The 12851-nt window shown below is 68.4% G+C and carries 12 protein-coding genes; 5 read left to right on the top strand and 7 right to left on the bottom strand.

Features of this window, described 5'->3' with window-relative positions; genetic code table 11:
• Nucleotides 1–4 precede the first annotated feature (4 nt).
• Nucleotides 5–895 (top strand): cytochrome c, encoded by an 891-nt coding sequence (locus QO033_RS01160; RefSeq protein WP_284479083.1) that lies wholly within the window; start codon nucleotides 5–7, stop codon nucleotides 893–895.
• Between the two features lie 11 nt (nucleotides 896–906).
• Here QO033_RS01160 and QO033_RS01155 read toward each other — a convergent pair whose 3' ends face one another.
• From QO033_RS01155 to QO033_RS01125, 7 genes are all read right to left on the bottom strand, one after another.
• Nucleotides 907–1929: a molybdopterin-binding protein gene (locus tag QO033_RS01155; RefSeq protein ID WP_284479082.1), complete on the bottom strand. Its 1023-nt coding sequence runs from the start codon at nucleotides 1927–1929 to the stop codon at nucleotides 907–909.
• Complete coding sequence (locus QO033_RS01150; RefSeq protein WP_284479081.1) at nucleotides 1926–2900, bottom strand: XdhC family protein; 975 nt, start codon at nucleotides 2898–2900, stop codon at nucleotides 1926–1928. Before QO033_RS01150 ends, QO033_RS01155 begins: the two co-directional genes overlap by 4 nt.
• Nucleotides 2897–3367: a DUF1203 domain-containing protein gene (locus QO033_RS01145; RefSeq protein ID WP_284479080.1), complete on the bottom strand. Its 471-nt coding sequence runs from the start codon at nucleotides 3365–3367 to the stop codon at nucleotides 2897–2899. The genes QO033_RS01150 and QO033_RS01145 overlap by 4 nt, the downstream gene beginning before the upstream one ends.
• Nucleotides 3368–3622: 255 nt before the next feature.
• A complete protein-coding gene (locus QO033_RS01140) occupies nucleotides 3623–4216 on the bottom strand; it encodes a DUF6691 family protein (RefSeq protein WP_284479079.1) in 594 nt (197 codons plus the stop codon).
• Between the two features lie 3 nt (nucleotides 4217–4219).
• Complete coding sequence (locus QO033_RS01135) at nucleotides 4220–4771, bottom strand: YeeE/YedE thiosulfate transporter family protein (protein ID WP_407682078.1); 552 nt, start codon at nucleotides 4769–4771, stop codon at nucleotides 4220–4222.
• Nucleotides 4772–5061: 290 nt separating this feature from the next.
• Nucleotides 5062–6318 (bottom strand): vWA domain-containing protein, encoded by a 1257-nt coding sequence (locus QO033_RS01130; RefSeq protein WP_284479077.1) that lies wholly within the window; start codon nucleotides 6316–6318, stop codon nucleotides 5062–5064.
• Between the two features lie 177 nt (nucleotides 6319–6495).
• Complete coding sequence (locus tag QO033_RS01125; protein WP_284479076.1) at nucleotides 6496–7404, bottom strand: AAA family ATPase; 909 nt, start codon at nucleotides 7402–7404, stop codon at nucleotides 6496–6498.
• A 209-nt stretch (nucleotides 7405–7613) separates the two neighbouring features.
• On the opposite strand from QO033_RS01125, the gene QO033_RS01120 reads away from it, so the two are divergent.
• The 4 genes from QO033_RS01120 to QO033_RS01105 are packed head-to-tail and all read left to right on the top strand — an operon-like array spanning nucleotide 7614 to nucleotide 12809.
• Complete coding sequence (locus tag QO033_RS01120) at nucleotides 7614–8642, top strand: glycosyltransferase family 2 protein (RefSeq protein WP_284479075.1); 1029 nt, start codon at nucleotides 7614–7616, stop codon at nucleotides 8640–8642.
• Entirely contained in the window at nucleotides 8642–11005 is a 2364-nt protein-coding gene (locus tag QO033_RS01115; RefSeq protein WP_284479074.1) for a glycosyltransferase family 2 protein, read from the top strand. Before QO033_RS01120 ends, QO033_RS01115 begins: the two co-directional genes overlap by 1 nt.
• A 15-nt stretch (nucleotides 11006–11020) precedes the next feature.
• Nucleotides 11021–11752 carry an FkbM family methyltransferase gene (locus QO033_RS01110; protein ID WP_284479073.1) on the top strand — a complete coding sequence of 244 codons (732 nt, stop codon included), beginning with the start codon at nucleotides 11021–11023 and terminating at the stop codon, nucleotides 11750–11752.
• A gap of 1 nt (nucleotide 11753) precedes the next feature.
• Nucleotides 11754–12809 carry a glycosyltransferase family 2 protein gene (locus QO033_RS01105; protein ID WP_284479072.1) on the top strand — a complete coding sequence of 352 codons (1056 nt, stop codon included), beginning with the start codon at nucleotides 11754–11756 and terminating at the stop codon, nucleotides 12807–12809.
• Nucleotides 12810–12851: the final 42 nt, after the last annotated feature.

Below are 12851 nucleotides of genomic sequence, written 5' to 3'. Positions count from 1 at the left end.
CAGCATGCTGTTTCTCCGCATCTTTTTCATCGTCGCCCTGCTGGCCGGGGCGGCGGCTTGGTGGCTGACCCGGGCGGTGCCGCTGCCGCCCACGGCGATGGCCTATCTCGAAGGCGACGCCGTGCAGGGTGAGGCGGTGTTCCTCGCCGCCGGCTGCGCCTCCTGCCACAGCGCAGCGGGATCGGAAGACAAGCGCCTGCTGTCGGGCGGTCAGCGGTTCACGTCGGAGTTCGGCACTTTCGTGGCCCCCAATATCTCCCCCGACCCACTGCACGGGCTGGGCGGCTGGACGCTGGATCAGTTCGCCTCCGCCGTCAAACGCGGCGTCTCGCCCGATGGCCGGCATTATTACCCCGCGTTTCCCTATGCCGCCTATATCCGGATGACGGATCAGGATGTCGCCGATCTCTGGGCGTTCTGGCAGGGACTGCCGCACAGCGCCGAGCCGAGCCAGCCGCACGATCTGGTCTTTCCCTTCTCGATCCGCCGTAGCGCCGGCATCTGGAAACTGCTTTTCCTCAACGATGACTGGGTGATGCAGGGCGATCTTGATCCGCAGCTGCAGCGCGGCCGCTATCTGGTCGAGGCGCTGGCCCATTGCGGCGAATGCCACACCCCGCGCGGCCCGATGGGAGAGCTGACCACCAGCCGCTGGCTCGCCGGCGCCCCCAATCCCGCCGGTCCCGGCCGGGTGCCCGGGCTGACGCCCGGCCAGCTGGAGTGGAGCGCCGAGGAGATCGCCTATTACCTGGAGACCGGCTTTACCCCGGACTACGACAGCGCCGGCGGCCATATGGTCGATGTGATCGGCAATTTCGCCGCGCTGACCGCCGAGGATCGCGCCGCCGTCGCCGCCTATGTCAAGGCCGTGCCGCCGGTGGCCGGCCAGCCCTAGCGCTCCCGGCGCTAGCCGTCCACGGAGCGGTCGGGCCGCGGCGCCAGCGCCCGCGGCTGCGGCCGGGTCGGGATTTCCTTCAGCAATCCCCCCACCCCCATGCCGGCGATATCCGCGGCGCTGACCGGCAGGCCGCAGGCGACCCGCGCCAGCACCCAGTCGGCGCCGTTCAGCGCCGGCGAGCGGGCGCAGCCCGGCAGGCCGATCACCGGCCGCCCGACCAGATCGCCCAGGAACAGCAGGTTGCCCGGATCGACCGGCATGCCGAACCGCTCCACCCGGCCCCCGGCGCGGCGCAGTGCCATCGGCGCGACATCGTCGATGTCCATGGTGGCCGATCCGGTCAGGATCAGCGCCACATCGCCGGCCACCGCGCGCAGGGCGGCGGCCAGTTCGGCGGCCCGGTGCGGCACCTCGCGCACCTCCGCCAGTTCCATCCCCAGGGCCGCCAGGCGCGCCGCGATGATCCGCCGGCCCTTGCTGTCGTCCGGCCCGCCCGGCACCTGGGTGATCACCAGCCCGGCACTGCGATGCACGGGCCCGGCCAGCCGCAGCGCACCCGGCGCCAGCGCACAGGCCCGCTCCACATCCGCCCCCGACACCGCGAAGGAGATCACCTTGATGGTGGCGACCATGCCGCCCTCCGCCATCTGCTGAAATGGCGGCACGGTGGCGACGGTGATCATCGGCGCCACCGCGTTGAACGCCTCCAGCGCCGCGACGTCCAGCTCAACCACCCCCGGCCCCGCCGCCAGCACATTCACCCGGCCGGTGAAGGGCGCCGTCAGCTTCAGGCCGACCGCCGCCGGGTCCGGCACCAGCGCCGCCGCCAGCCGCGCCGCCGCCTCGTTCTCGTGCAGATCGCCAGGATCCAGCCGCGCGACGATCACCTCGGTCTCGCCGGCCGCGGCCAGCGCCTGCAGGTGCTCCGCCTCCAGCCGCAGCCCCTTGCGCAGCCGCCGGTCGCCGCAGGCCACCGAATGGGCCAGCAGCGCGCCCTCCGCCTCGGTCAGCGGGACTGGGCCGAACCTCATGCCGCCTTGCAGCGCAGAACCGCTGTCATCTCCGCCAGGATCGACACCGCGATCTCCGCCGGGCTGGCGGCGCCGATATCGAGACCGACCGGCCCGTGAATCCGGCCGATCTGCTCGTCGTCGAAACCCGCCGCCTGCATCCGCGCCACCCGCTTGGCGTGCGTCCGGGTCGACCCTAGCGCACCGATATAGAAACAACGCGCCCTCAGCCCGGCCTCCAGCGCCGGATCGTCCAGCTTGGGATCGTGGGTCAGCAGTACCAGCGCAGTCCGGGAATCGAGCCCGAGAGCCGCCACCGCCTCGTCCGGCCACTCATGCGACAGCACGGTATCGGGAAACCGCTCGGACGAGGCGAAGGTTTCGCGCGGGTCGATCACCGCCGGGTCGTAGCCGGCGATCCGGGCCATCGGCACCAGCGCCTGGGCGATGTGCACGGCACCGACCACGATCAGCCGCAGCGGCGGGTTGTGAACGGCGACAAAGGTCTCGCCATCCTCCTCGAACCCCGAACGATCCAGCCGCATCCGGTCGGGATAGCTGTCGCGCAGCAGCCGCCGCCCGCCGGTCTGCAGGTTGACCTCATAGGCCACCGGCTCCCGCGCGGCGCGGGCGGCGACCAGATCGGCCAGCAGCGCCTCGGGCAGGACCGCCCCCACCGGCTCCACCAGCACCCGGATAGTGCCCCCGCAGGCCAGCCCGACGGCAAAGGCATCCTCATCGCTGACCCCAAAGGTCAGCAGCCGATGTTCCCCCGCCGCCAGCGCATCCTGCGCCTCGACGATCACCGCGCCTTCGACACAGCCGCCCGACACCGAACCCTCGATCCGGCCGTCACCGGAGATCGCCAGCTGGGCGCCGATCCGGCGCGGGGCGCTGCCCCAGGTTTCCACCACGGTGGCGAGCGCGGCCCCCGCTCCCGCCCGGTGCCAGGCCAGGGCGGTTTCGGGAATGGTATCGAAGGATTGGGTCATGGTCGCTCCGTGATGCGGGCCAGAAAGCAATTGTTGCGCGCCGAACGCACATCAACATAGGCGATGCGCGGGTCTTCCAGCAAGCGCGCCGCAAAAGCCGGCAGCTCCCCCACCGGCACCACCCGCCCGGGTCCATACACGATCCGGTGATCGGCGCTGTAGCCCTTGAGCAGATAGTCCGGCGCCCCGGTCAGGATCTCCGGCACGCCGTCGCCGTGGAAGGGCGCGCACTCTCCAGCGCAGAGAAAGATCGGCCCGGTCTCGGCATAGGGTTGCAGCGCCGGAAATGGCCGCGCCGCCAGGATCAGCATCGGCGCCCCCTCGGGGATGTAGCGCAGGCAATGGCGGCAGGGGGACAGACCGGCGCCGGCAAGGCACCGTTCCGCCGGCAGACCATAGGCATCGCCGCCGCCACCGCGCACATGGGCCACGAAATCCCTGTCATAGGGGTGAACCTGAATCGTCATCGCATCATCCTCTCTGTCACATGATGCGGCAGGGATAGACGACGGGACATTCGGGCGGCGATCCGCTTCCTGCGCATTGGGGCCCGGGCGGGCGATGGAGGCGCGGCGAACAAAAAGGCCCCCCGGCAACAGGCCGGGGGGCAATCGGGGCAGAAACGGCCCGGCAGGAACACGGGAACCGGGCCGCTTCCGCATGGCCGGTTGCCCGGCCACTCTCCGGGGCCCGCCAGCCCCGGAATCTCTTTCAGTCCCGGATCACTCCGCCGGCTGAGGCTGCCCGGCGGGCCGATGCACGATCCGCTCCGGCAGGGCGAAGGCCAGCGCTATGAACCCCAGCCCCAGGACGATGCCCAGAATGTCGCCCGGCAGACCGGTCAGCCCGTCGAATTTCGAACCCGGCACGGTGCCCAGCGTCACCTTGCCGCCGGCGATATCGTCAAGCAGGCCGGAGGCCTTCCACGCCGGGTAGGTGACCATATAGGCCGCCGCCCCCAGCAACCCGCCGGCGACGTAGAAGACCGCGTCGCGCCGCCCGGCCCCCAGAGCCACCACCGCAGTGCCGGGGCAGAAGCCCGCCAGCGCCCAGCCGGCGCCCAGCAGCAGCCCGCCAAGGAAGACGCCGACATAGGCCGCCTTGACCGACATATGGCCCACATCCACCAGCCCGAGCATCTGGCCGGCGAACATCAGCACCGATCCGACGCCAATCGCCAGCAGGATGGATTTGGCAAGGTTGAGATTGGTCAGATTCAGCATCCGCCCGATGACCGAGGGGTTGCTCGCCCCCACCCGGTCCAGCACGAAGCCGAAGGCGAACCCGATCACGATGGCCAGAACGATGGTCGTCATGGCTCAGCCCTCCTTCCGATAAAGCATCAGGGCCACAGGCACCGCTGCCAGAAAGGCGCCGGCGGCGAAGATATAGCCCGAGAGGGCGGTCTGCATCATGCCCGACATCATATGACCGGAGGTGCAGCCACCAGCGAGCCGGGCACCATAGAGCACCACGAACCCGCCCACGAAGGCCGCCGCGTAGCGTTTCACCGGACTGGAGCCGAAATTCGCGGCCCACAGGGCGGGGATGCGGCTGTCGCCACTGCCGAAGCCGCCCCGCGCCATGACCGAGGCGAAGCCGCCGGCGATCATCGCGATCACGAAGACGAAGCTGTAGTTCAGCGGGTTGGCTACGGATTTGGCGTATTTGCCATGAGATTTCGCCAGATAGGCGTTGCCGGAGGTATATCCCCCGTCAGTCTGCGTCACCAGATCGGGGCTGACCGCATCCGCGATGATTCCGTCGAGGATGACAAATTGCGTCGATACCCCGATCGGCTTGACCAGCAGCACCGCCGCGAAGAACACCAGCCCGAGAAGCAGCCCCCCGGCCTTCCAGTTGAGTGTCATGCCTTTTCCCCTCTCCCAGGTCGAACTGGAAATCAGCATAGGGGTCACATTCCATTTCCAGAATGATTTAGATCAAATGGCCGCCGCCGCGCCTCACTTTCACCGCCTGCGCAGCCCTGCGGACCGGAGGGGCGCTGCCCCGGGGCGGCCTGCGCCCGCCCTCCCCAGGATATTTCGGGCCAGAAAAGCACCCTCGCTCTGGCAAGAGGCTGCAGCCGGTGCCTTCTTCTCTGCCCAAATACTCCCGCCGGAGGCGCCCGAAGGCTGCGGTGGGCACCGCGACCCGACGATCAGAGCCGCCCCGTCAGCCGCGCCTTCTGACCCGGATCGTCGGGCCGCGACAGGGCAGCGGCGAGATCTTCGAGCGCGGCGATATTGTGACCGGCGCGGAAACTGTCGACATGCGGCAACATGGCGGCGATGCCGCGGGCCTTCGGCGCGAAACCGTCCCAGCGCAGCAGCGGGTTCAGCCAGATCAGCCGCCGCGCCGAGAGCTGCAGCCGCTCGATCTCGCGGGCGAGCCGATCGGGATCATCGCGGTCGAGCCCGTCGGTGATCAGCAGCACCACCGCGCCCTGCCCCATTACCCGCCGCGACCAGTCGCGGTTGAAGCTCTCCAGACAGGCGCCGATCCGGGTGCCGCCCTGCCAGTCCTGCGCCTCCGCCCCCGCCGCGGCCAGCGCGGCATCGACATCGCGGCCGCGCAGGTGTCGAGTGATATTGGTGAGCCGCGTGCCGAAGGTGAAGGCATGCACCCTGGCCCAGCCCTGGCCCTCGGCATTGGAGACCGCATGCAGGAAATGCAGCACCATGCGGCTGTAGGCGCTCATCGAGCCGGAGATATCGCAGAGCGCGACCAGATTGGGCCAGCGCGGTCGCGGCGCCACCCGGGTCAACTGGCTCAGTTCGCCGCCCCGGCGCATCGCCGCGCGCAGGCTGCGCCGGGCGTCATAGCGCCGCCCGGTCGGGCTGGTCTGCAGCCGGCGCGACAGGATCGGCGGCACCGGCAGCCGCAGCCGGGCCAGCATGCGCTTGGCCCGCGCGATCTCCTCCGTGCTCATCTGTTCGAAATCGAGGGATCTGAGCCGCTCCTCGTCAGAGAGGGTGCGGGCAGCATCGATCTCGATCTTCACCTCGTCGTCTGCGCCGCCATCGTCGGGCTCTGGCAGCTCCGGCGTCGCGCCGTCGAGCAGCGCCTCGGCGGCGCGTTTCTCCGCCGCCTCTGCCTGGCGCTCCTCCTGCACGCCGCGCACCGCCGGCAGCATCAGCGCCATCATATGTTCCATGTAGCGCGGATCGCGCCAGTAGAGCCGGAAGACCTGGGCGAAGATCTGTGCCTCTTCCGGACGGGCCGTGAAGACCGCACTCAGGGTGTAGAAGAAATCGGGTTTGGAGCTGAAGCCCACCGCCTCGACCGCGCGGATCGCCTCGATCACCTTGCCGGGGCCGATCGGCAGCCCGGCCTTGCGCAGCGCCCGGGCGAACCAGGCGATGTTCTGGGTCAGCTTCGGATCGTCGGGCAGATCGAGGGCGGGAAACTCAACCATGGCGGCGGCCCCTGCGCCTGAGAGACCAGCGGCCGGAGGCACCGGGGCCGGCAGCGCCACGGGTGCAAGCCGGGGTCCAGACCGGCAGCCACGGGCCCGGGCGGCCGCGGCGCAGCGGGGGTTTTGCCCCCCCGCACCGCCGCAGGATATTTTCCGCCAGAAAAAGACCCATGCGCCTCAGCCCGGGGTGAGATTGGCGCGCAGGTCATCCAGGATGCGGCTGGTCTCCGCCCCCTGCAGGCGCTGGATATCGTCCTGATACTTGAGGATCGCCCCCAGCGTATCGGCGATCACCTGCGGGCTGAGCGCGATCACGTCGAGCGCCAGCAGGCATTTCGCCCAGTCGATGGTTTCCGCCACCCCGGGTTTCTTAAACAGATCCTCCGTGCGCAGCCGCTGGACGAACCCGACCACCTCGCGGCTGAGCGCCTCCGCCGCCTCCGGCACCCGGGCATGCAGGATGTCGATCTCGCGGTCGAAACCGGGGTAGTCGACCCAATGGTAGAGGCAGCGGCGTTTCAGCGCATCATGCACCTCGCGGGTGCGGTTGGAGGTGAGGACGACGATCGGCGGCTCCGGTGCGACGATGGGGCCGAGCTCGGGGATGGTGACCTGATAATCGGAGAGCGCTTCGAGCAGGAAGGCCTCGAACGGCTCGTCGGTGCGGTCGATCTCGTCGATCAGCAGCACCGGGGCGCCGTGTTCGTCAGGGCGCATCGCCTGCAGCAGCGGCCGTTCGATCAGGAAATCCGGGCCGAACAGCTCGCGTTGCAGGCTGTCGCGATCGGCATTGCCCTCGGCCTCGGCGGTGCGGATGGCGATCATCTGGGCCGGGAAATTCCATTCGTAGACGGCGCTGGCGGCATCGAGCCCCTCGTAGCATTGCAGCCGGATCAGCCGCCGGTTCAGGCCGCGGGCCAGCGCCTTGGCGATCTCGGTCTTGCCGGTGCCGGGCTCGCCTTCCAGAAACAGCGGCCGGCCCAGGGTCAGCGCCAGATAGGCCACCGTGCCCAGCGCCCGGTCACAGACATAGCGCTGCGCCGCCAGCAGGCTTTGCAGGGCCGCGATGGAGGTCGGTTTGTGCATGCTCTCTCTCCCTGCCCCAAGGAAGGCCGAAGTCGGCGCCCGGGTCAAGCCACCCGTTCCCCCCGGCACCGGCCGTTGACGCCCTGCCCCCGGGATGCGATGGTTTCGCCAAGCAGAAAGCGACGATGACCGGGGCCAACCCCGGCGGGTAGAGAGTGAGCAGCGGCAGCGCCCGGACCCCGGGTGGCGGGGCCAGTAAAGGAGGCGACATGCGGATCACCGCGGTGACCTGCGTGAAGAACGAAGGGCCGTTCCTGCTGGAATGGATCGCCTTCAACCGGCTGATCGGGGTGACCGATCACCTGTTTTATTCCAACGACTGCACGGATGGCACCGATGCGCTGCTGGACGCGCTGGCCGAACGCGGGCTGGTGACCCATCTGCCGAACCCGGCCGAGGGGCGCAATTACCAGATGGAGGCGCTGAAACATGCCGCCTCGATGCCGCTGGCGCGCGATGCCGACTGGGTCTGGATCGCCGATGTCGACGAATTCCTGAACATCCATGTCGGCGATCATACCATCCCGGCGCTGATCGCTGCCTGCGGCGACCCCCAGGCGATTTCCATCACCTTCCAGTTCTTCGCCAATGACGGGATCGAGGATTTCGTGGACACGCCGGTGATCGGGCAATTCACCCGCAGCCACAACCCCGATATCTGGTGCGATCAGACCGCACAGGAGGTCAAGACGCTGATCCGGCGTGATTTCCCGCTGCAGTATTACGGCGCCCACCGGCCGTTCTTCAAACGCCGGCTGACCGCCGGGGAGCGCCCCGCCTGGACCGATGGATCGGGCCGGCCGGTGCAGCACAAATTCCTGGTCGCCGCCAATCCCAACCGCATCCGCAAGTTCCCTGCCAGGGGCGCGCGGAACTTCGCCACGCTCAATCACTATGCGCTGCGCTCGCTCGACAGCTATCTGGTCAAGAACGACCGCGGCGATGTGAACCGCGAGAACCGGGCCTTCGACGACAGCTACTGGCGCGAACGCAACGATCCGGCCTGGCAGGATCTGTCGATCCGCCGCTATCTGCCCGACCTGCAGACGGCGCTGGCCGATCTGAAGGCCGATCCGGAGATCGCCGCGCTGCACGACAGGGCGGTGGCGCTGCACCGGGCGAAACGCGACGAACTGCTGGCGCGGCCGGCCTATCGCCGGATGCGAGCGCAGCTGCGGGCCGCCCCCGCCCTGCCGCCGCAGGAAGAGGCGCTGTTGAAACGACTGGGGGTCGCGTGATGCGTCTCTATCTGCATATCGGACCGCAGCACATGGGCGCCCACCGGCTGCAGGCGCTGCTGAGCCATCACCGCAAGGCGCTGAAGGCGCAGGGCGTGCTGATGCCGCTGGCGCCGGGGGACAAGAACCACACCCGGCTTTATATGGCGGTTACCGATCCCGACCATGTCGACCCGCTGCGCTTCAACCGCGGTCTGATCTCGGCGGAGAAGCAGGACCACATGTATCGCATGCTGGCCCGCACCCTGGCCGAGGATATCGCCCGCGAACAGCCCCGGGCGATGATCCTGACGGCGACGCAGCTGGGCAGCTCGCTCTGCCGGGTGTCAGAGCTGGAGCGACTGCGCGATCTGCTGGTGCCGCTCTCCGACGATATCCGCATCCTCGCCCATGTGGAGGATCCGGCCCGGGTGCTGGCGCGGACCTATGCCGGCCAGGTGATGGAGGGGCGCGCGCTGCCGCTCGATCACGACCTGGCCCTGGCGCGGTCGGGGGAGGACTGGTGGCAGGGCTGTCTGGACGCGGCGCCCGGGATCGATGCCGCCGCTGGCCGGTTCATCGAGACTCAGGCAGCGCCGTTCTGGCTGGATTACACCGCGCTGACCGCCTTCTGGGAAGGCACCTTCGGCAGCGGCAGCGTCACCCTGCGCCCCTATGATGCGGCGCGCTTCCATGGTCCGGACCTGGCCCAGGAGCTGGCCGACAGTTTTGATCTGGCGCCGCTGATCGGCCACCCGCAGGATATCCCCGGTATGGAACAGCCCGCTGCCGCCTGGGTGGCACGGGCACGGCAGCTGAATGCGCTGTTGCTGAAACGGCTCGACCAGCCCGGCACGGTGCTGCCGCGGCCGCTGTGGCACAGTTTCCTGAAGGAGATCGCCATCGAGGGCGCGCCGATCGCCCCGGGCGCGCTCTCTGCCGTCTCCGACCGGTTCGCGGCGGCCAATGCCGCGCTGGCGGACCGGTTCCCGGCGCTGGCCGGCCCCGCCTTCGTCCCCGATGCGCCACTGCCCGACTGGCAGGAAGCCGACCCGGAGCGCGGCTATCGCGCCTCGCAATACCTGCTGGTCTTCGACGGGCGGATCGACAAGGCTTCCAAGGCCGAGGCCGCAGGGAAAGAGGCTGCCCTCGCCGCCGTTTCCGCACCGGTGGAGACCGCCGCCCCGTCTGACGACGGGCTGAGCGAGACCGCGCGGCGCATCCTGCCGCCGCTGGCGCAGGAGAAATTCGCCCACCTGAAGACCTCCGCCTATGCGCCGCACGACCGTATCGGCAGCGTTGCGGAAGAGGAGGCCTTGCCGCCCTATGCACCGCTGCCGGACCGGACCCTGCCCGACGGCTCCACCGGCACTGTGATCGTCGGCTGCATGAAGAACGAGGCGCCCTATATCGTCGAATGGGTCGCCTATCACCGCGCCATCGGCGTCGACAATTTCCTGATCTACACCAACGACTGCACCGACGGCACCGACGAGATCCTCGGCCGGCTGCAGGAGATGGGCGTGCTCCAGCATCGCAACAACGACGACTGGAAGGGCAAGTCGCCGCAGCAACACGCGCTGAACCGGTCGCTGAAGGAACCGGTGGTGCAGCAGTCGGACTGGCTCCTGCACATCGACGTCGACGAGTTCGTCAACGTGCGCTGCGGCAATGGGACCCTGCCCGACTTCTTCGCCGCGGTGCCGGAGGCCACCAATGTGGCGATGACCTGGCGGCTGTTCGGCCACAGCGGGGTGACCCGGCTGGAGGACCGCTTCGTGATCGAGCAGTTCGACCGCTGCGCCCCGAAATACTGCCCCAAGCCGCATACGGTCTGGGGTTTCAAGACGATGTTCCGCAACATCGGCGCCTATCAGAAGATGTCCTGCCACCGCCCCAACAAGCTGGAGGAGGACAAGCGCGATCAGGTGCTCTGGGTCAACGGCTCCGGCCGCGACATGACCAGGGAGGCGATCGACAACGGCTGGCGCAGTTCCAAATCGTCGATCGGCTATGACCTGCTGCAGCTCAACCACTATGCGCTGCGCTCGGCCGAGAGCTTTCTGATCAAGCGTCAGCGCGGCCGCGCCCTGCATGTCGACCGCTCCATCGGGCTGAACTACTGGATCCGGATGGACTGGGACGATGCCCGCGACATCACCATCCAGCGCAACCTGCCGCGGCTGCGGGCCGAATACGACCGGCTGATGGCGGATGACAAACTGGCGGCGCTGCATCGTGCCGGTCTGGAATGGCACCGTGCCAAGGCGGCGGAGCTTCAGGCCACGCCGGAGTTCCGCACGCTCTACGATCAGGCGCTGGAGATCAGGCTGAACGGGACGGAGCGCGCCGCCTATGCGCTCGCGCTCGATCTGGAAAGCTAGGCAGAGGATATGCCCATGGACGCCCCCCGGACGACTGACCCCGCCGCGACCGAGGCGGCCGATAGCAAACCGAAGTTCATCCGCTCACGCGGGTTGCGGTTCCCCTATGACACCCGGATCATCAACCGAAAGCGCCGCGCACTTCTGCACAGCGACACCTATGAGCTAAAGGAATCCGAGGCAGTGCTGAGCCAGATCCGCCCCGACGACCGGGTGATCGAGCTGGGTGCCGGCATGGGCTATATGTCCACCCTGATGGCGCGGCACCTGAAGGTGCGCGACATTCATGCCTTCGAGGCCAACCCGGCGATGATCCCCTATATCCGTGCGGTGCATGCCTTCAACGGCGTCGACACCGTCCGGGTACATAACGCGCTGCTGGGCGAAACCGCCGGAGAGGTCACCTTCTATGTCCGCGGCGATTTCGTCGCCTCTTCCATGGCCGACAATCTCGGCGACAAGCACGGCGGCGTCATCGCCCGCGAAACCGTGCCTGTGCGCCCGGTGGCAGAGGCCTTCACCGAGATCCGGCCCACCGCGCTGGTCTGCGATATCGAAGGGGCGGAACAGCATCTGATCCCGCTGATGGATCTGTCCATGCTACGGGTGGCGATCCTGGAGCTGCACCCGCAGGTCTTCGGCCAGGACGGCACCCGGAGGGTGTTCGATGCCATGGCGGCGGCCGGTCTGACCTATTTCCCGCGCGCCTCGCAGGGCAAGGTCGTCACCTTCCGGCGCGGCTGGTAAGATGCGCGCGCTCGCCATCCTCACCCTGCGCAACGAGGCCGCCTTCCTGCTGGAATGGCTGGCGCATCACCGCGCCGTCGGCTTCACCGATTTCATCGTGCTGTCGAACGATTGCCAGGACGGCACCGACCGCATGCTGGACCGGCTGGAACAGATCGGCTGGCTGACCCATCTGCGCAACGACGGCCCCTATGACGACGGCGGCATCCAGTTCACCGGCCTGAAGAAGGCCGCCAAGCACAAGGCAATGCGCAAGGCGGACTGGATCCTGGCGCTGGATATCGACGAATTCGTCAACATCCATGTCGGCGATCACACCCTTTCGGCGCTGGTCGCCGCCCTGCCCGAGGCCACGGCGATCACCCTGACCTGGCGGCTGTTCGGCAATGCCGACACCATCCGCTATCGCGACCGGCCGGTGACCGAGACCTTCACCCGCTGCGCCCCGGAGGTGATCTACTGGCCGTGGCGCGCGGCGATGTTCAAGACCTTCTTCCGCAACGACGGCATCTATCGCAAGCTCGGGGTGCACCGGCCCCGTGCGCCCGACAAGGACCGGCTGGACGAGGCCCGCTGGTTCGACGGCGAGGGCCGCGAGCTGGGCGAACAGATGAAGACCACCCGGGTGTTCAGCAGCTACGGACGGCCGAATTTCAAACTGGCCCAGCTCAATCACTATCCGCTCGGCACGATGGAAAGCTTCGTGCTGAAGGCCGATCGCGGCCGGGCGGTGCATTCCGATCACATGCTGGATGTCGATTACTGGGTGGAGCGGAATTTCAACACCGACACCGATGTGACGATCCAGGCGCTCGCGCCCCAGAGCGCCGCGCTGCGGCAGGAGCTCCATGCCGATGAAGAACTGCACCGCCTGCATGTCGAGGCGGTGCAATGGCGCCAGCAGCGGTTCCTGGAGCTGATGGAGCAGGAACCCTATCGCGCGCTTTTCGCCCGGCTGCTGATGACGCCGCCGTCGCGGCCGATCTCGCAGAACTCCGCCCGCACCCTGACCGGCTTCGCCAATCTCGGACGGATGAAGGAAAAGGGCGAGGGCTGAGCCCCGGGTCGGGGGACGCCTGCCCCCCTTCCCTGCAAGCGC

The sequence above is a fragment of the Pseudodonghicola flavimaris genome (assembly GCF_030164425.1).
GTDB lineage: Bacteria > Pseudomonadota > Alphaproteobacteria > Rhodobacterales > Rhodobacteraceae > Pseudodonghicola > Pseudodonghicola flavimaris.
The sequence above is the reverse complement of the archived record's forward strand: the minus strand, read 5'-3'. Positions and strand labels throughout refer to the sequence as shown.